The following is an 18,750-nucleotide window of genomic DNA, read 5'->3' as shown; positions in this document are numbered from 1 at the left end:
GTCCGGAATTGCGTAAAAACAAATAGTTAGAGCGGTTCTGCGATTCCGTGAAACGCTGAACCGCTCTAGGCCGCCGACTGATCGAGTTCGGCCAGCACGACAGCTGCCGCTCCGGTCGACTGGATCTGATCGATCGGCTTTGGACGGCCCAGGAAATAGCCTTGCGCCTCGTTGCAGCCTTCGACCTGCAGAATGGAGAGCTGGACGCGCGTCTCGACACCTTCGGCGAGCACGGGAATGTCGAGACTGCGCCCCAGCGTCAGCACGGCGCGGATAATCGCCTTGGCCTGCGGGCTGCGCTCGACATCGGCCATGAAGGAACGGTCGAGCTTGATCTTGTCGAACGGGAATGAGCGCAGCGTGTCGAGCGAGGAATAGCCGGTGCCGAAATCGTCGATCGCAATCGTCACGCCCAGCGCCTTGATCTGGCGCAGCACGTGCAGCGTGCGGACCTTGTCGGCAACGATCGTCGATTCGGTGAGCTCAAGCTCGAGGCGCTTCGGCGACAGGCCGGTCTCGACCAGGATCTGATGGACGAGCTTGGCGAGATCGGCATGGGCGAACTGCACCGGCGACAGGTTGACCGCGATCTTGTGGCCATTGTCCCAGGAGGCCGCCTGGCGGCATGCGGTCCGCAGCACCCATTCGCCGATCGCCAGGATCGAGCCGTTTTCCTCGGCGATCGGAATGAATTCGGCGGGCGGGATCATGCCGCGCACGGGATGGGTCCAGCGCAGCAACGCCTCGTAGCCGCAGGTGGCGCCGGTCGCGACCGAGGTCTGCACCTGATAGTGCAGCGAGAGTTCGCCACGCTCGGCCGCCTGGCGAAGGTCGGTGGCGAGCGCCCGGCGCGCCCGTGCCGTCTCGTCCATGGCCGATTCATAGAAACAGACGGCCCGCGTCACGTCGTTCTTGGCCCGGTACATGGCAAGATCCGCATTGCTGACGAGCCTCTCCCGGTCGGCCCCGTCGCGCGGATAGACGGCGACGCCGATGCTGGCGCCGGTGACGGCCTCGAAATCGTCGATCCGCAACGGTTCGAACAACGATTTTTCCAGCCGCGATACCAGGCCGAGCAGGTCGTTCTGGTCCTTGAAGCGTTTGATGGCGGCAAATTCGTCGCCGCCGAGCCGGGCGACGAACTCACCATCGCCGGCCAGCTTCGCCAGCCTGCGGGCGATGATCTTGAGCGCCTGGTCGCCGGCCGCGTGCCCCCTGAAGTCGTTGATTTCCTTGAAACGGTCGAGATCGATGACGATGACGGCGGTCATCGTCTCCTCCTCGCGCGCCCGCTCGATCTCATGGTCGAGGCGGTCGTTGAAGGAGACCCGGTTGGCAAGGCCGGTGAGCGCATCGTTGAGGGCAAGATGCTGCAGCCGCTCGAAACTCTCGAGCCGGCCGCGTTCGTCGATCAGGTAGCTGGCGAAGCCGGTGGCCGCGACGATCAGGCCGACCACGGCGACGGCGACGGCCATCGCTTCGAGAATATCGGGATTGGTGCCGGTGGTGATGAAGGAGAGCGGCGTCACCGCCACCGCCGTCATCGCCGTGAAATGCAGGCCGACGATCGCCAGCACCAAAAGCCCGATGCCGAGATAGTGCGACCAGCGATATGGCCGGCGCACCGCCTGGCCGATCGCCACGGCGGAGAATGCCGCCGAAATGACAAGTGAGGCGATGACATAGGAGCCGTCCCACTCGACGATGCCGGCCACGTGGTAGGCCATCATGCCGGTATAGTGCATGGCCGAGATCGCCAGTCCGACAAGGCATCCGCCCCATTCCGGGGCCAGACCGCGGCTCTTGTCCAGGGCAAGGCCGAAGCCGGCCCCGGTTCCGACCATGGCGATGACCAGGGATATCATGGTGAGCGCCGGATCGAAGGTGATCGGCGCGCCGGGCCGATAGGCCAGCATGGCGATGAAATGTGTGCACCAGATCGAGGAACCAGCCGCGACCGCCGTCAGGAACAGCCATCCCCGCATCTGCACGCCGACGGTTTTCCGGGCGCGGTCGAGGAGACCGATCGTCACCCAGCAGCCGGTGACGCACATCAGCGCCGCCAGCAGGACGAGCCACAGATTATGCTCCGTGACGATGCATGATATGACGCGCATCAAGAATGGTCCAAGCCCGAGGACACCCGCATTGAGCAGGCAAAGCCGCTTCGCCACGGTTGCGTGGACAGTGCAGCTCAGTGTCGCTGGTTTAGCGGCAGAGCATGAAAACTTGCTTAAATCCTGGCCGTAAATGCAGCCTACGATTGTAGCAGGTTGTTTCACAGGGGCATGATCGCGAACAGCGGGGAACCCGTTTGGGAAAAAGATCATGCGCCGCGAAATGACCGAGATGGGGTGGAAAGGCGACTGTCGGCTTTCGGTTTGGCAGGTGGAAAGCTGCCCATTCAATGAAGGCTCAATCAGTTAAATCACGCAAATACCGGTCGACGTGATCTTTCCAAAGCGCAGGCTTGAACATCAACGCGTGGCCCATGGGCGCCGCTACGAAGTCTCCCTGCCCGCCAGCCGACAGGAATCGTTCAAAATTTCCTCTGCAGTGCCCTATCTGGTAGTACTGATCGTAGCTGCCATGCAGCCAAAGGGTCGGAATTTCGGCAGGTGCGCCACGCTCGAAGAGCGTTGGATTGACAAATTCGTGGCTCGGGCAAGCTCTCCCCAGCCAACCGCCGTTGAAGTTAATGGAGCCGCGGAACGTGTTTGGCTTCATCCCGGCATATGCTATGGCCAATATTCCGCCGCGTGAGACACCCCCGATGACGAGCTTGTCCTGGTCCACGTCAGATCGATCGCGCAGGTAGTTGACTACGGCATCAACATCTTCAACGGCGCGCTCGAAACCGGTAATCGCAATTTCCACGTCGCAGGAATAGCCGGAGCCATCTGGAGCAAGCCCTTCACCATATACTCCTTCTGATTTCCCCCTTCCTCGACGTTGGGGGAACAGAGCCATCCATCCCCGCTCAACGAAGTAACCTGCCACAATCGCGGGAGCCACCGTTCTAGAATAGAGGGACCTGTTCTGACCCCTTCCGGTCGAGCCGTGGTTGAACACAACCGTTGGAAACGGGCCTTTGTCGTTGGGCTTCGCGGCAACAATCTCCAATCGGACGCCAGACTCAGCGGAAGGTATGAAGAACTTTTCAAATTTCATTGTGTCTACCGCCGGAATTGTCCGCTTACGTCGCAGTTACCATTTCGATCAATCGCCCGGAATAGGGTCGTTCTCCGACTGGCGACTTTGATATTGCGGCACAATCTGATTCAGGCTCCGCATGAGCCTTTATGACCCGACCGATTTCCGAGTGGCGCGTGATCTAACCGTTGCTCGCGTGGTGTGGCGCACGCCAGAGCACCACTGCCCGGGCAACCCAGCGCATCGCCGCTCCCGCCACCCCGCTGGATCAGCAGTCTGGCGCCGCGCGTGCTTGCTCGCTTTGCCGTTCCTGCTAAAAGGCGCTCCGACAATGCGTGACGCCCTTGCTTCAAGCGTCCGCCATCGACGGAGCCGAAATGTCCAAGACCAAAGACGTCAAGAAAGTCGTGCTCGCCTATTCCGGCGGCCTCGACACATCCATCATCCTGAAATGGCTGCAGACCGAACTCGGTGCCGAGGTCGTCACCTTCACCGCCGATCTCGGCCAGGGCGGCGAGCTGGAGCCGGCGCGCCGGAAGGCCGAGATGATGGGCATCAAGGACATCCGCATCGTCGATGTGCGCGAGGAATTCGTCTCCGACTTCGTCTTCCCGATGTTTCGCGCCAACACCGTCTATGAAGGCACCTATCTGCTCGGCACGTCGATCGCGCGGCCGCTGATCTCCAAGCATCTCGTCGAGATCGCCAAGGAGACCGGCGCCGATGCGATCGCGCATGGCGCCACCGGCAAGGGCAACGACCAGGTGCGTTTCGAACTATCGGCCTATGCGCTGAACCCCGACATCAAGGTCATCGCACCGTGGCGCGACTGGTCGTTCAAGTCACGCACCGATCTGATCAATTTCGCCGAGCAGCACCAGATCCCAGTGGCCAAGGACAAGAGGGGCGAGGCGCCGTTCTCGGTCGACGCCAACCTTCTGCATTCGTCTTCCGAGGGCAAGGTTCTCGAAGATCCGTGGAGCGAGCCGCCGGAATTCGTCCACCAGCGCACCGTTTCGCCGATGGACGCGCCGGACGAGGTCACCGAGATCGAGATCGAATTCCTGAAGGGCGACCCGATCGCGCTCAACGGCAAGAAGCTGTCGCCGGCGACAATGCTGGCGGCGCTCAACGATCTTGGCCGCGACAATGGCATTGGCCGGCTCGATCTGGTCGAGAACCGCTTCGTCGGCATGAAATCGCGCGGCGTCTACGAGACCCCGGGCGGCGCCATCCTGATCGTGGCCCACCGCGCCATAGAATCGATCACGCTCGACCGGGGTGCGGCGCACCTCAAGGACGAGTTCATGCCGCGCTACGCCGAACTCATCTACAACGGCTTCTGGTTCTCGCCCGAGCGCCTGATGCTGCAGGCGATGATCGACAAGAGCCAAGAAGACGTCGAGGGCACGGTGCGCCTCAAGCTCTACAAGGGCAATGTCATGGTTACCGGCCGCAAGTCGAAAAAGACGCTCTATTCCGACGCGCTGGTCACTTTCGAGGACGACCGCGGCGCCTACGACCAGAAGGACGCCGCCGGCTTCATCCGCCTCAATGCGCTGAGGCTGCGCACGCTGGCCGCGCGCAACCGCAACAAATAGGCATGCGCCGTCTCAGCCTGGTGCCGCTGGTCCTTCTGGCGGCACCGGCCAAGGCCGGGGATTTCGACCCCGCCTCGCTCGACCTTGCAGCGCTCATCGAATGCAGGGCCGACGTGCCGGCCTATAACGGCTTTGCCCTTTGGCTCGCAAGCGAGCCCGGAGCGGCGGATACGCTTGGCTGGAAGGAGACTGCATCAGGCAATCCATTCCTCAGCCAGTATCAATTGCCCGCTCCGGTCCATGTCTTCGGGCGTGAGACGGCGACAATCGTCTTCACCGCGACAGGGCCGATGGCCGTGCTTGACGGCATTGGCGCGCCCGACCTCGCCCGGCAGCTCGACGTCCCGGCGACGGTCTCGACGCCGGACAAATTCCTCGGCGAGAAAGTCGTGGCCGAAAGCACCGAGGAGAGTGGCGACGTGAACCTTTCCACGCGCGTCACGCTCAATGTCTCGACCGTCGATACCCACCCCGGCCAGACGCTGGCCGGCTGTTCCTACGTGATTGATGTGAAATAGAAATCCGGCATTGCACCGAGTTCGATTGAGTCAGGTGAAATACGCCCCGGCTAAGGAATTTGACCGACGCATTGGTGAACCCGCATACCTTGGCGGTTAGCCGGGAACACCACCGCTTCGTCATCCACGGGCGGAGCAAGGAGCGTAGCGACGCGGCGCAGACCCGAGGATCCATGCCGGGACTCCAACGCTTCGCCACGGTGCAGAATCCTGCTCCGCTGCACTCCACGGCCGAGGTCACGGAATGGATCCTCGGGTCTCCGCGACGCCGCTATGCGGCTGCTCCGCCCGTGGATGACGAAGTTAGAGGTCTCGGCCAACTCCGAACATCCGCGACGCTCCCGCGCAACAAAAAGCCCGGCGCATGGCCGGGCTCTTGCTCGAACAGAGGCTTCAATCAGTTGGCATCGATCGCGTCGGCGATGCGCGCGATGGCCTGCTGATAGACGTTTGCCGAATTCCAGCCGGCAATCGCGCCCATATTGGCACTCGCGCTCGCGCCGGCCCGCCAGCCATGACCCTTGAGGTAGTTGGCGGTGGAAGCCAGCGCTGTGGCCTTGTCGCGCAGGTTTCCGTTGCCGACCGCATATTTCAAGACATTTCCGGGCAGGAACTGCGTGTGGCCGACCTCGCCATGCATGGCGCCGACCGACGAGGAGGTCAACGCGCCGCGATCGACCAGCTTCAGGGCCGCGATGGCATGCGGATGGAAGTAGTCCGGGCGGCGGCAATCATAAGCAAGCGTCAAAATGGCGGAGACCGTATTCTGGTTGCCCATGGAAGCGCCGAAGCCGGTTTCCATGCCCCAGATGGCGAGCAGCACGCCCGGCGACACGCCATAATTCCGTTCGATCTGGCTGAACAGCGCCGCGTTCGACTTCTTCAGCGAGCGGCCCTTGGAAATGATCGCGGCTCCGCCACGGCGCTTCATGAAGTCGTCCACCGAGCCGCTGAACGCCTTGTGGATGGCGCGGTCGGCCGAGATCGTCCTTGTTGCGTAGGTCGCGCCGGCCAGAGCGGCCAGGCCCTTCGCGCCGACACCTTCGGCCTTGGCGTCCGCGGCAAAATCCTGCTTCCAGGCATCGAAGCCGGCGCCGGTCTTGCCGCAACTCCCGGCCGCCTGCGCGCCCGTCGCCAGCCCAAGCACCGCCACCAGTGCGGCCGCTAAAATCCTACCCTTGGCAAGTAATGCCATGTCTTTCTCCTGGTTGCCTGATTCACGTCCCGGCGGGAATTTGCCAGCGAAACGCGCCTTTGTCACCGTCCTGTGGCGCGATGCTGGCGAATGCCGGGGAATTTGCTTACGATCAAGTGATTATTGTGGCGGGGTCGAAATAGCCATGGAAGACGTTGATGTCGTGATCATCGGCGCCGGCTCGGCGGGGCTGTCCGCGGCCAGGACCGTGCAGGCGGCGGGCCTCTCCTTCAAGCTGCTCGAGGCCATGGACCGCATAGGCGGCCGCGCCTGGACCAGCGACCGGCATTTTGGCGTGCCTTTCGACATCGGCTGCGCCTGGCTGCATGCCGCCGACCGCAATCCGTATTTTCCCGAAGCCAAGAGTGCCGGCTGGACCCTGCACCACCACGATATGAACGTCGACCACCTCTACTACCGCAAGCGCAAGGCGAGCGAGGCCGAGGAAGCCGAGATGAAGGCAGCCGATGCGAAGCTGTTCGAATTGCTGGCGAAACATGAGGTCGGGGTAGGCGACGACGACCGCCTTTCCGCATTGCTGGAAAAAGGCCATGCGCCACGCGCGGCCGCCACCTTCGCCGGGCCGATGGATTTCGGCGCCGATGAGGACGAGATTTCGATCCGCGACTTTCAGGCCGCCGCCGATCTCGACCCCAACTATTTCAGCAAGGAGGGTTTTGGCGCGCTGGTCGCGCGTTTCGGCGCCGGCTTGCCGGTCGAACTGTCGACGCCGGTGCGCCAGATTCTCTGGGACGTGCCGGGCGTCGCCTGCGTCACCGACCGCGGCACCATCCGCGCCAAGGCGGTGATCGTTACCGCCTCGCCGGCGGTGCTTGCCTTCGAGGAGATCGCGTTTTCACCTGCCCTGCCCGACACCCATTTCGGCGCCTTCTTCGACCTGCCCATGGGCATGCTGACCAAGCTGCCGGTCGAAATCACGGGCACGAGGCTCGGCCTGCAGCCCTTCGACGACCTTTTGATCGAACGAATGGCCAGGCACGACATCTATTTCCTGTGTTTCCCATTCGACCTCGACCTGATGGTCGGCTTCGTCGGCGGCGATTTCGCCTGGGAGATGTCGGCCGCGGGTGAGGCCGCCGGCATCGACTTCGTCGTCGACCGGCTGTGCGGGATTTTCGGCGGCGATACGCGCAAACATGTCGGGCGCGCCATGATGACCAATTGGGGCGGCGAACGCTTCGTGCGCGGCGCCTATGCGGCTGCCCGCCCTGGCCGCTCGCAAGCGCGGGCGGCGCTGATGCAGCCGGTCGCGGAAAAGATCTTCTTTGCCGGCGAGCATGTCGCCGGCCCGCTGATACAGACTTGCGGCGGCGCGCGGCTGTCGGGCGAGGCGGTGGCCAGGCAGGTCGTCGCCCAGCTTGCGGCGAAATAGTCTCGATGGAATGCGGAACGCCGGCCCGCGGTTCGCGTTTGGGCACGGGCCGCCATGCACACCGTGCCTCCTCTGGTGAATCGAGACAGACATGAAACTCTTCGACTGCCCGCATTGCGGCCACCGTCTCTATTTCGAGAACGCGCAGTGCCTGAACTGCGGGAGCCTCGTGCTCTACGATCCCGAGCATGCCCGCTTTGCCCTGTCGGGCGCGGACGGCACTTTTCAGTGCACCAATGCCGATGAATGCGCCTGCAACTGGATGGCCGAGCCGGGGCAGGTCTTTTGCCGTGCCTGCGGGCTGAACCAGCTGATCCCCGATCTCTCCGTCGACGGCAACCGCCGCCGCTGGATCCGGGTCGAAGCGGCGAAGAAGCGAGCCATCTATTCGCTGCTCGCCTTCGGCCTGCCGGTGGCGCCCAAGCAGGCGCCCGCGGACGAGGCCGGCCTCGCCTTCGACTTCCTCGCCGATCCGATCGGCGGCGGGCCCGGCGGCGAACGCATCCTCACCGGCCATGACAATGGCCTTATCACGCTCAATGTCGCCGAGGCCGACTCCGCCGAGCGCGAGAAGCGTCGCGTCGAGATGGGTGAGAACTATCGAACGCTGCTCGGCCATTTCCGCCATGAACTCGGCCACTACTACTGGGACCGCCTGATCCGCGACGACCCACGGAGGCTGGATGCTTTCCGCGCCTTGTTCGGTGACGAGCGCACCGATTACGAACAGGCGTTGAAGACTTACTACGCCAACGGTGCTGCGCCCGACTGGCAGCAAGACCACATCTCGGCCTACGCCACTTCGCATCCCTGGGAGGACTGGGCCGAAACCTGGGCTCACCACCTGCACATCACCGACACGCTGGAGATGGTCCATGCGCTGAACTTCCCGCTCGGCCGGCTTGAGACGGTGGAAGCCAACGATTTGCCGCGGGGCGACACGGGCGGCGAACTGCAGGCAGCCCCTTCGGAACCCGCCAACACGCCCGAGCCCTTCGACAAGATTCTTGCGCGCTGGCTGGTGCTGTCGGAAGCCTCCAACTCGATCAACCGCTGCATGGGTCTGCCCGACCTCTATCCCTTCGTCATTTCGGACGTGACGGCGCGAAAACTGGCTTTCGTTCACGACCTTTTGACGGGCCTGCCGAAAGGTGCGGGAACAAATCGTGAGGCGGCGCAGGCGTTTTAGCCGGAACGCATGCGCGACTGCCCCGTTTTCACCGCCGAGGGGCCATGAAAACGGAGAGAAACCATGAAATCCCTATTGTTTCCCGCAATCGCCGGGATGATGACCGTGATGTCGGGTGCCGCCTTTGCCGACACCGCCGTCTCGGCCGTCACCGATCTCAACGTGCGCGCCGGCCCCGGCCCGCAATATCCTGTCATCGGCGTGCTCGCCGCTGGCCAGTCGGCGACGCTCAATGGCTGCATCGAAAACAGCAAATGGTGCACCATTGCCGAAGCCGGCGGCCAGGGCTGGGTCTATTCCGACTATGTCACGGCCGATTTCAGCGGCAGCCGGGTGGTGCTGACGCAGCGTCCGCACGGCTCCAGCGTTGCCGTCGTCTCGCCGCCGAAAGACATCGGCGACTATTCGACCGACTATACCGGGGCGATCGTCGCCGGCGAGCCGGTCGAGGACGCCTTTCCCCCGCCTCCGGCCGAAGTGCGCACCTATGTCGATACGCATCGCCTCGACCCCGTCTATCTCGACGGCGAGGTGGTGACCGGCGCCACCTTGCCCGACACAGTCGAGCTGCGCGAAATTCCCGACTACAACTACCGCTACGTCTATGTGAACGGCCAGCCGGCGCTGATCGATCCCCAGACACGGCGCATCATGTACGTGGTGCGTTGATGGAAGCCGGCGGTCGCGATCGCGGCTGCTGGCAACAAACGGAATAGCCGTTCCTACCCGCGCGGCGCCTGGGTGCCGCGCGGTGTTTGTTCGCGCATTGAACCCTGACGAATAGCAATTCCGATTTCCGAGGCCATCGGCTAGATCAGAGGCGATGGATTCGGGCGAGGGGCTCAGCGTGAAGATCGACGACACTGCCTTCGAACGCTACCGGCACTCGCCGAACGCCAGGACGACCTTGCTGCGTCTCTTCCTCGGAACGCTGATCGTCGTCCTGCTCTGGGCCGTCACCACCGCGGCCGTACTGTTCGGCGGCACCTATGCCTACTTCGCCTGGCAGGCGGCTGCTTCGCCGTCCGGCATGCAGGATTTCCTCGCCTCGCCGATCGGCATCCTCAGCGCCCTCGCCTCCTTCGCCGGCATCTGGATCGGCCTGTGGATCGCCATGCGATGGGTGCATGGCGAACCGCTGTCGGCGCTGCTTGGCGTCAGCCGGCGCGTCTCCTGGCCGGACTTCCTCAAGGGGCTGGTCGCGGTGCTGATCACCTCGGCTCTGTCCGAAATCCTGCTCTATTTGCTGCAGCCGGAGATCGCGCGCGGCACGATCAGCCTGTCTTCCTGGCTGCTGTTTCTGATTCCGATCGTCGCGCTCACTCTGCTGCAGACCTCGTCGGAGGAGGTGCTGTTTCGCGGCTACCTGCTGCGTGGCCTGGCCAACCGGTTCAGGAGCCCGCTCATCTGGGCGCTGCTGCCGGGCCTGCTGTTCACCTCGCTGCACTGGAGCAGCGCTTCGTCGCTTGCCATCAACGCTTGCGTGCTGGTCTCGATCGCGGCTTTCGCGCTGCTTCTGACGCTCGTGGTCTATGTCACGGGCAACCTCGGTGCGGCGCTGGGCGCCCATCTCGGCAACAATCTGACCGGCTTCCTGCTGATCTCGCACCAGGAGAGCTACAACTCCTTCGCCCTGTTCATCGCGAGGCCGCTCGAAGGCCCCGGTTGGATGACGTCGGATGCCGTTCTCATCGCCCTTATCGGCATCGCCTGCAGCCTGCTGACGATCGTGCTGCTGCTGCATCCCCGCTCGCCGCTGAAGGTCACGGCTAAGCTTCCGAGCGGCGCGAAGGCAGGCTGATCGGGGCGCGAGGAACGGCGCCGCCCGGCCCTTGTCTTGACTCCGCGGCCGATTTCCTGTCTACACGCCTCGAATTCCGCGACGAGTATCCCTCCGAGCAAGCCGACCAGGACGCCGAAGCCTCTTTGAGGCGGGTGCTATAAAGAGATCCTGGAGGCCAACACCCGGCAGCGCAATGCGCCCCCGGGTGCTTTTTGGTTTTGGGCTTTGCTTTTGCTTGGACAGTTGGCGCGAACGCATTACCTCTCGGGCACCATCCGGGTGCCAGGGAAAAGGAAAACGAATGTTTGAATCGCTGCAGGAGCGCACAAGAGGCGTGGAGGGCCACCGGCCCGACAGGGATTACTATGACTCCAAGGCGCTCTCGAGCGGCGGGTTGACCAATGTTTGAGTCCCTACAAGAGCGCCTTGGCTCCATCCTCAACGGCCTGACCGGCCGCGGCGCGCTGTCGGAGGCGGATGTCTCGGCGGCACTGCGCGAGGTGCGCCGTGCGTTGCTCGAGGCCGACGTGGCACTGGAAGTGGTGCGGTCCTTCACCGACAAGGTACGCGAGAAGGCCGTCGGCGCCGCGGTGCTGAAGTCGATCAAGCCCGGTCAGATGGTCGTCAAGATCGTCCATGACGAGCTGGTCGACATGCTGGGCGCCGAAGGCGTCGCCATCGACCTCAATGCGCCGGCGCCCGTCGTCATCATGATGGTGGGCCTGCAGGGCTCCGGCAAGACGACCACCTCGGCCAAGATCGCCAAGCGGCTGACCGAGCGGCAGAACAAGAAGGTTCTGATGGCCTCGCTCGACACGCGGCGTCCCGCCGCGCAGGAGCAGCTGCGCCAGCTCGGCGAGCAGGTCAAGGTCGCGACGCTGCCGGTCATTGCCGGCCAGAACCCGGTCGATATCGCCAAGCGCGCCGTGCAGGCGGCCAAGCTCGGCGGCCACGACGTCGTCATCCTCGACACCGCCGGCCGCACCCATATCGACGAGCCGCTGATGGTCGAGATGGCCGACATCAAGAAGGTGTCGAGCCCGCACGAGATCCTGCTGGTGGCGGATTCGCTGACCGGCCAGGACGCCGTCAATCTGGCGAAGAGCTTCGACGACCGCGTCGGCATCACCGGCCTTGTGCTGACCCGCATGGACGGCGACGGCCGTGGCGGTGCGGCGCTTTCCATGCGTGCCGTCACCGGCAAGCCGATCAAGCTGATCGGTACCGGCGAAAAGATGGACGGGCTGGAGGAATTCCACCCCAAGCGCATCGCCGACCGCATCCTTGGCATGGGCGACATTGTCTCGCTCGTCGAAAAGGCCGCCGAGAACATCGATGCCGAGCAGGCGGCGGCGATGGCCAAGAAGATGCAGTCGGGCAAGTTCGACCTGAACGACCTTGCCCAGCAGCTTCAGCAGATGTCGAAGATGGGCGGCATGGGCGGCATCATGGGCATGATGCCCGGCATGGGCAAGATGAAGGACCAGATGGCCGCCGCCGGCCTCGACGACAAGATGTTCGGCCGCCAGCTCGCCATCATCTCCTCGATGACCAAGGCCGAGCGCGCCAATCCGGATATGCTCAAACACTCGCGCAAGAAGCGCATCGCCGCCGGCTCCGGCACCGACGCGGCCGAGATCAACAAGCTCCTGAAGATGCATCGCGGCATGGCCGACATGATGAAGGCGATGGGCGGCAAGGGCAAAGGCGGCGGCCTGATGCGCGGCATGATGGGCGGCCTCGCCTCCAAGATGGGCCTTGGCGGCATGATGCCCGGCGGCCCGGGGGGTATGATGGGCGGCGGCATGCCCGATCTGTCGAAGATGGATCCCAAGCAGTTGGAAGCCTTGCAGAAGCAGGCGCAGGCCGCGGGCCTCGGAGGCATGAAAGGCCTGCCTGGGGGTCTTCCCGGCGGCGGCCTGCCGGGCCTTCCCGGCGGCATGAAACTTCCGGGGCTTCCCGGCCTCGGCGGAGGCGGACTGCCGGGCCTTGGCAAGAAGAAGTGAGAATACGGATGAATGAAGAAAAGGACATGGCCGACGCCCGCACCATCCTGGCCGGCTATCGCGCCTCGATCGACAACATCGATGCCGCCCTCATCCACATGTTGGCCGAGCGCTTCCGCTGCACCAAGGCGGTCGGCGTGCTCAAGGCCGAGCATGGCCTGCCGCCGGCCGACCCGGCGCGCGAGCAGCAGCAGATCGCCCGTCTTCGCCAGCTGGCGAAGGACGCGCATCTCGACCCCGATTTCGCGGAGAAGTTCCTCAACTTCGTCGTCCGCGAAGTGATCCGCCACCACGAACAGATCGCCGCAGCCAACGGCGTGACGAAAACCGGCTGACCGGTGCATGTCGCCCAAAAGTGCTCAGCGGTTTTGGGACAACGACATGCACAAACAAAAAATTCAGCTAAATCCAATTAAACGAAATCAGAGCTTTTAGGAGAAAAGAAATGGCACTGAAGATCAGACTGGCCCGTGCGGGCTCGAAGAAGCGTCCTTACTACCACGTCGTCGTTGCCGACGCTCGTTCGCCGCGTGACGGCCGGTTCATCGAGTCGCTCGGCTCGTGGAATCCGCTGCTGCCGAAGGACGGCGAGCGCGTCAAGGTCGATGCCGACCGCGTCAAACATTGGCTGTCGCACGGCGCCCAGCCGACCGACCGCGTGCTGCGCTTCCTCGACGAGGCCGGCCTTGCCAAGCGCGACGCCCGCTCCAACCCGAAGAAGGCGGAGCCCGGCAAGAAAGCCCAGGAACGCGCGGCCCTTCTGAAGAAGGCGCAGGAAGACGCCGCCGCCGCGGTTGCCGCCGCTGCAGCAGCTCCGGCCGAGGCGGAAGCCGCCACGGCCGAATAAATATTGCGTCATCGCATCGACGAAACGGCGGGCTGTGCCCGCCGTTTTGCTATTGTCCGGCAATGCCATGGCATTCAGGCTGATGGAGCGGATGGGCGAACAGGCAGTCACGGAAGAAATCCTGTCCGGTGGCGTTGCCGGAACGCTGTTGCGATGCGCTGATGCCACGACGGGTGTCGTTGTGTTGAGCGGATCGAGCGGCCGTGTCGATGCCGCTCGCGCCGGACTGTTTGCCAGGGAAGGGGCATCCGCGCTCGCGCTCCAGTGGTTCGGCGGCGAAGGCCAGGTTCCCGGCATCTGCGAAATCCCTCTCGAGACGTTTTTCGCGGCAACAGACTGCCTTGTCGGGTTGGGCTGCCGCCGCATCGTCTATGTCGGCACCTCGAAAGGCGCCGAAGCATCGTTGCTTGCGGCGGCTCATGACCCGCGCATCGATGCCGTGGCTGCGATCAGCCCGACATCGGTGGTTTGGGGAAACATCGGGCCGGGCCGCGACGGCATGGACTGGCCCGAGCGCTCTTCATGGACGCTCAAGGGGATTCCACTCCCGTTCGTTCCAACCGACCCGCATTGGAACGCGAGCCGTGTCGATGGCCTTGTGTCCTACAGGGGGCTTTTCGAGCATTGCCTGACAAGCTTCAGGCAGGAGGCAGACAGGGCCGCCATTCCCGTCGAGGCCATTTCGGCGGAGATTGTGCTGGTCGCGGGCGGCGATGACGCGCTGTGGCCATCGCTGGATTTTGCCCGGTCGATTGTCCGGCGCCGAAAGGATGCCGGAAAGGCCACGCGCCTCGTGTGCGCCCCCGGCGCGGGCCACCGCATCCTGCTGCCGGGTGAAACCACGCCACGGTCGGGCTCGCACGCACATGGCGGCAATGATCTTGACGATGCGCATCTCGGCCGTGACGCGTGGCAGGCCATCCGGGAACTGCTGTAGAAACGGCGGGCCTGTTGCCCGCCGTTTGCCGGCTACAGTCCAGCGCCGGTCAATAGCCGCGCGGGCAGCGGTCTACATAGACACGGCCGTGACGGTCGCGATAGCGGCATTGGCCGCGTTCGCTGGCATGGCCGATCAGGGCGCCGGCAACGGCGCCAACCGCGCCTCCGACGACTGCGCCCTGGACCGGATCGCCGGCCACGGCTGCGCCGATCGCTGCGCCACCAAGGCCGCCGACCGCAGCGCCTTGTTCCGTCTGCGAGCACGCACCGAGCGCCGTCGCCAACACCAGAATGGTCAGGATTTTCTTCATTTTCGTTCCTCTCTCACGCGGATCGCCGTCTCGCCGCCGAGTCCTTAACTCTCAGACAGCTGATTTGATCCCGAGGAGAATGACGATCTCGACCATGCAGTATCGTCCCACGCCGATCATGCCTCGCTGAGGCGCTTCAAATTGGCGAGCCCGGCCTCGAAATCCCTGCCGATCAGCGTGTCGAAATTCATGAACAGGCCCATCAGCTTGGCGATGAAGGGGCGGCTGCCGCGCATGGCCCAGTTGACGGCGGTGTTATCGCCCGAAGGCGTCAAGGTGAAGTCGACGCTGTTGCTGGCCCGGAACGGCTTCTCGAAATCGAGCTTGAGCGACACCAGCGAGGACGGCACTGAGTTGACGATCTCCATGCGCCCCTTGCCGGCCTTGCCATTGCCTTCCCAGGCATAAACGGCACCCCTACCGCTTTGCGCGCCGGAGAGCGTTCGCTTCATGTCGGGGTCGAGCTTTTCGTAAGGCGACCATGCCGGCCAGCGGCTGAAATCATTGATCAGCGGGAAGATCGCTTCCGGCGGGGCCTTGATGGTGGCGGTGCGGGTGGTAACGAAATCATTGGGCCGCGTCGCGGCATAGATGAGGACGGCGGCGATGATGACGAGCAGAATGATGAGGATGGTGCTGAACATTTTTCTCTCCCTAAAGTAGAAAAGTGTGAAGCGGTTTTCCCGGGAAAGCGCATAGCGCTTTCTCCAGGGATTGCGTCAAAACAGTGAGACTATCGGCTGAACGGGAGCAATGCGCGCAGCCTGGGGTCGCGCAGGAACAGTCCCGCCCACAGGATGACACCGAGATAGACGCCGAACAGCGTGTGCGAGAACAGCGGGCTGTCGATGCGCAGCTTGGTTGCGATGGCGCCGCCCATATAGGCGGTGAGCAGGATGGCGCCGAGCACCGAAGTGCGCGGCCAGGCGTAGAGCGCCGTCGCGATCAGGCCGATGACGCCGAGCATGCGCGCGACGTTCGGATCTGCCGGCCAGCCAAGAGGCACCATCGTCTGGGTGACGATGTCGAGCGGCGGCAATTTGATGGCGCCGTCGAAGATCATGAACAGCACGATGATGCCGCTGAGGACGCGGCCGGTCCACAGGGCGCCAGTCGAAACGGGTGCAACTTCGGAAATGCTCATTGATGTTCCCTCCGGTGATTCAGGTTCAGGCGCCGGCCTTCTTGGCGAAGGTCGATCCAAGGACGCGCGGCGGGACGATGACCCGACACGCCACGGATTCTTTTTGCTGTCCGGTGCGGCGGCCCTCGACGCGACATCGGGACCGCGCTTCGTTCAAAGCGTCTTGAGATAGGCCTCCAGGCGCGCGTAGCTCGCCATCACCATCTGGCCAAAGCCCATCTTCACCGCCATGTCCCGGGCGGCGATGGAGTTGGCGCGGATAGTGGCGACGATCCGCGTCCCGCCGCCGAAATCCTCGAACACGATAGTTGTCACCATGTTGGGCGCGGGCAGGCTGTCCTGCCATTGGCTGCGGTCGAGCGGCGCGTCGCGGTAGACGATCCGCTCCGGCGGGGCAATCTCGAGATAGACGCTGTTGGTCGGATACTCGCTGCCGTCGGCGAAACGCATGGTCAGGCGCCATTCGCCACCCGGCCGCACATCCATCTGGCAGACCGGGTAGCTCGATCCTTCCGGCCCCCAGAACCGCACCAGATGATAGGGATCGGTAAACAGCTTGAACATCAGGGCGCGCGGCGCATCGAACGTCCTGGTGATGATGATCGCCGGGTCGTCGGACGGAAGGTCTATCGACTGATCTGTCACTTTTTTCCCCTCTTTGAATGGGCCGGCGGCTTCAGCTATGGCTGCCGTCGGGATCTCCCTTTTGCAAAGCCTGCAGATAGGTTTCGAGCCGATCGAACCGCCCGTCCCACAGCACGCGATAGGATTCCAGCCACGCGTCGATCTCGCGCAGTGGCTCCGGCTGCAGGCGGCGCGGCCGGAATTGCGCGTCGCGGCCGCGCACCACAAGGCCGGCACGCTCCAGCACCTTGAGATGCTTCGACACCGCCGGAAAGCTCATGGCAAAGGGCTCCGCCAGCTCCGTCACCGAAGCCTCGCCGCGCGACAACCGCGCCAGGATGGCGCGCCGCGTCGGGTCTGCAAGCGCAGCGAGGGTCAGGCTGAGACTGTCGGTCGTCATACTTATAAAACCATATGGTTATATAACCTTTTGGTTCTATACGAGACGCAGGCCGATACGTCAAGGCCCGCGTTGAGGTGGCCGAAATGCCACTGCACTCGTCAGGGCGCGGGCGGTTCGAACGCCGGCCGAGTCAGGACTTGCTATGAAAAATAGAACTTCTCGGCCGGGAGCATTTTCGGCGGTGTTTCGCCCAGTGCCTCGAACACCGAGATCTCGCAGACGCGGCACAGGCCGTCGAGGGCGAGGTCGTTGGCCTCGGTGCCGAAAGGATCCTCGAGCTCTTCCGAAAGCGCGTCGAGGCCAAAGAAGGTGTAGGCGATCAGCGCGGTGAACAGCGGCGTCGCCCAGCCCGTGGTCGAGATCAGCCCGATCGGCAGGAGCAGGCAGACTATGTAGGCCGTGCGATGCACCAGCAGCGTATAAGCGAAGGGCAAGGGCGTGCCGGCGATCCGCTCGCAGCCGGCCTGGATGGCGGTGATCGACGCCAGCCTCTCGTCGAGGATGCGGAAGCCGATCGGATCGACTTCGCCCGCCCGGCGCTGCGCGTTGGCCCGCCGGCCCATGCGCCTGACCATCTCATCCGCCGGATTGGCGAAATTTGCCGCCGTTTCTGCTTCCGTGTCGATGAAGGCGCGGGCATCTTTCACGCTGTCGGTCTTGCGCAACTGGCCGCGCAGGAAATGACAGAAGGCCAGCGCCTCCATCAGCAAGGCGCGCTGCTCGGCCGGATCGGGAATGAGACTGGTCGTGGCGCGCGCCAGATTGCGGATTTCGAAAACCAGCGTGCCCCACAGCTTGCGCGCTTCCCACCAGCGGTCATAGGCGGCGTTGTTGCGGAACGACAGATAGATGGACAGCGTCACGCCCACCAATCCGAACGGCGCGATGTTGAAGACGCCGAGATCGAGCTCGAACCACCGCGCCAGGGCAAGGATGACCGCCGAGTAGATGGCGAACCCAAAGATCTGCGGCAGGATGCGCGGCACCACGGAGCCGCGCATGATGAAGAACAACTGCAGGAAGTTGGGGCGCGGGCGAACGATCATGGACGGGCCTTTCATGGACCGGCGTCGGCCCTCGGCTCCTGTATTGTGCGATGCGGCAGATCCGCAAGCCCAGCCGTCAGCGACATCGCAATGTCGTGCGCCCGGTGTGCGGACTATCGGCATGTACAGGTTGCGGATATTGAGAAGCCTGTGGGCCATGGCCCGCCCAAGAGGCGAGACGAATGACCGGCGAAACCGATCTGAAGACATTGTTGGCGTCGATGACGCCGGAATTGCTCGACGGGACCTATGTCTTTGTCACGCTGGCGCCTGGAGTTTCCCAGCCGAAGAACCTCGACCCCGTGATGCTCTTCCTCGAGCGCGAGGGCACGACGCTGATCGTGACGGAGGATACAGCAAAGGCAGCCGGGCTGAGCGCCTCATTCCGTTGCCGGATGATCACTTTGAACGTCCACTCGTCCCTGGAAGCGGTCGGCTTCCTCGCCGCCATCACCACACGGCTCGCCGCCGCCGGCATGGGCGTCAATCCGGTCTCGGCCTTCTATCACGATCATCTGTTCGTACCGGCGGAGCGGGCGGAGGAGGCAATGGTCTTGTTGCGTGGACTGGCGGCGGAGAACGGACGGGTTCAGTAAGC

20 protein-coding genes are annotated in these 18,750 nt (G+C 63.7%); 11 read left to right on the top strand and 9 right to left on the bottom strand.

Translation table 11 applies throughout. From position 1 onward, the window contains the following. Window positions 1-65: 65 nt before the first annotated feature. Complete coding sequence (locus tag MesoLj_RS05360; protein WP_202325330.1) at window positions 66-2,117, bottom strand: putative bifunctional diguanylate cyclase/phosphodiesterase; 2,052 nt, start codon at window positions 2,115-2,117, stop codon at window positions 66-68. Window positions 2,118-2,415: 298 nt separating this feature from the next. Continuing rightward, on the bottom strand, window positions 2,416-3,171 hold the full coding sequence (locus MesoLj_RS05355; RefSeq protein ID WP_202325329.1) for an alpha/beta hydrolase family protein: 756 nt from the start codon (window positions 3,169-3,171) through the stop codon (window positions 2,416-2,418). A 359-nt stretch (window positions 3,172-3,530) separates the two neighbouring features. Here MesoLj_RS05355 and MesoLj_RS05350 point away from each other — a divergent pair, with 359 nt between their 5' ends. Further along, entirely contained in the window at window positions 3,531-4,754 is a 1,224-nt protein-coding gene (locus MesoLj_RS05350; protein ID WP_202325328.1) for an argininosuccinate synthase, read from the top strand. A gap of 2 nt (window positions 4,755-4,756) precedes the next feature. Continuing rightward, complete coding sequence (locus MesoLj_RS05345) at window positions 4,757-5,272, top strand: hypothetical protein (RefSeq protein ID WP_202325327.1); 516 nt, start codon at window positions 4,757-4,759, stop codon at window positions 5,270-5,272. Between the two features lie 397 nt (window positions 5,273-5,669). Here MesoLj_RS05345 and MesoLj_RS05340 read toward each other — a convergent pair whose 3' ends face one another. Beyond that, window positions 5,670-6,467, bottom strand: a complete 798-nt coding sequence (locus MesoLj_RS05340; protein ID WP_140776147.1) for a lytic murein transglycosylase — start codon at window positions 6,465-6,467, stop codon at window positions 5,670-5,672. Between the two features lie 145 nt (window positions 6,468-6,612). Between MesoLj_RS05340 and MesoLj_RS05335 the strand changes: the two genes are divergently transcribed. The 8 genes from MesoLj_RS05335 (at window position 6,613) to MesoLj_RS05300 (ending at window position 14,622) form a co-directional block, all read left to right on the top strand. Then, a complete protein-coding gene (locus MesoLj_RS05335; RefSeq protein WP_202325326.1) occupies window positions 6,613-7,860 on the top strand; it encodes a flavin monoamine oxidase family protein in 1,248 nt (415 codons plus the stop codon). 91 nt (window positions 7,861-7,951) lie between these two features. After that, window positions 7,952-9,049, top strand: coding sequence for a zinc-binding metallopeptidase family protein (locus tag MesoLj_RS05330; protein ID WP_202325325.1), 1,098 nt, complete (start codon window positions 7,952-7,954; stop codon window positions 9,047-9,049). A 63-nt stretch (window positions 9,050-9,112) separates the two neighbouring features. Beyond that, complete coding sequence (locus tag MesoLj_RS05325) at window positions 9,113-9,718, top strand: DUF1236 domain-containing protein (protein ID WP_202325324.1); 606 nt, start codon at window positions 9,113-9,115, stop codon at window positions 9,716-9,718. Window positions 9,719-9,896: 178 nt separating this feature from the next. Further along, complete coding sequence (locus MesoLj_RS05320; RefSeq protein WP_202325323.1) at window positions 9,897-10,850, top strand: CPBP family intramembrane glutamic endopeptidase; 954 nt, start codon at window positions 9,897-9,899, stop codon at window positions 10,848-10,850. A gap of 383 nt (window positions 10,851-11,233) precedes the next feature. After that, complete coding sequence (ffh, locus tag MesoLj_RS05315) at window positions 11,234-12,838, top strand: signal recognition particle protein (RefSeq protein ID WP_202325322.1); 1,605 nt, start codon at window positions 11,234-11,236, stop codon at window positions 12,836-12,838. A gap of 8 nt (window positions 12,839-12,846) precedes the next feature. Further along, window positions 12,847-13,173, top strand: coding sequence for a chorismate mutase (locus MesoLj_RS05310; RefSeq protein WP_019862096.1), 327 nt, complete (start codon window positions 12,847-12,849; stop codon window positions 13,171-13,173). 110 nt (window positions 13,174-13,283) lie between these two features. Further along, a complete protein-coding gene (rpsP, locus tag MesoLj_RS05305) occupies window positions 13,284-13,685 on the top strand; it encodes a 30S ribosomal protein S16 (RefSeq protein ID WP_010912392.1) in 402 nt (133 codons plus the stop codon). Between the two features lie 67 nt (window positions 13,686-13,752). Beyond that, window positions 13,753-14,622, top strand: coding sequence for an acyl-CoA thioester hydrolase/BAAT C-terminal domain-containing protein (locus MesoLj_RS05300; RefSeq protein ID WP_446720296.1), 870 nt, complete (start codon window positions 13,753-13,755; stop codon window positions 14,620-14,622). 49 nt (window positions 14,623-14,671) lie between these two features. Here MesoLj_RS05300 and MesoLj_RS05295 read toward each other — a convergent pair whose 3' ends face one another. The 6 genes from MesoLj_RS05295 to MesoLj_RS05270 form a co-directional block, all read right to left on the bottom strand. Next, window positions 14,672-14,935 (bottom strand): glycine zipper domain-containing protein, encoded by a 264-nt coding sequence (locus MesoLj_RS05295; protein WP_140776159.1) that lies wholly within the window; start codon window positions 14,933-14,935, stop codon window positions 14,672-14,674. Between the two features lie 116 nt (window positions 14,936-15,051). After that, entirely contained in the window at window positions 15,052-15,579 is a 528-nt protein-coding gene (locus tag MesoLj_RS05290; protein ID WP_202325321.1) for an SRPBCC family protein, read from the bottom strand. Between the two features lie 89 nt (window positions 15,580-15,668). After that, window positions 15,669-16,079, bottom strand: a complete 411-nt coding sequence (locus MesoLj_RS05285; protein ID WP_140776163.1) for a DoxX family protein — start codon at window positions 16,077-16,079, stop codon at window positions 15,669-15,671. 153 nt (window positions 16,080-16,232) lie between these two features. Next, window positions 16,233-16,724, bottom strand: a complete 492-nt coding sequence (locus MesoLj_RS05280; RefSeq protein ID WP_202325320.1) for an SRPBCC domain-containing protein — start codon at window positions 16,722-16,724, stop codon at window positions 16,233-16,235. A 31-nt stretch (window positions 16,725-16,755) separates the two neighbouring features. Then, window positions 16,756-17,103 (bottom strand): ArsR/SmtB family transcription factor, encoded by a 348-nt coding sequence (locus MesoLj_RS05275; RefSeq protein ID WP_140776167.1) that lies wholly within the window; start codon window positions 17,101-17,103, stop codon window positions 16,756-16,758. 143 nt (window positions 17,104-17,246) lie between these two features. Further along, the gene (locus MesoLj_RS05270; protein WP_202325319.1) at window positions 17,247-18,152 is read right to left on the bottom strand and encodes a bestrophin family protein; all 906 of its coding nucleotides are present in this window, start codon (window positions 18,150-18,152) and stop codon (window positions 17,247-17,249) included. A 182-nt stretch (window positions 18,153-18,334) separates the two neighbouring features. On the opposite strand from MesoLj_RS05270, the gene MesoLj_RS05265 reads away from it, so the two are divergent. Then, a complete protein-coding gene (locus MesoLj_RS05265) occupies window positions 18,335-18,748 on the top strand; it encodes an ACT domain-containing protein (RefSeq protein WP_202325318.1) in 414 nt (137 codons plus the stop codon). Window positions 18,749-18,750 lie beyond the last annotated feature (2 nt).

It is taken from the genome of Mesorhizobium sp. 113-3-9 (genome assembly GCF_016756515.1).
Classification (GTDB): Bacteria; Pseudomonadota; Alphaproteobacteria; order Rhizobiales; family Rhizobiaceae; genus Mesorhizobium.
The sequence above is the reverse complement of the archived record's forward strand: the minus strand, read 5'-3'. Positions and strand labels throughout refer to the sequence as shown.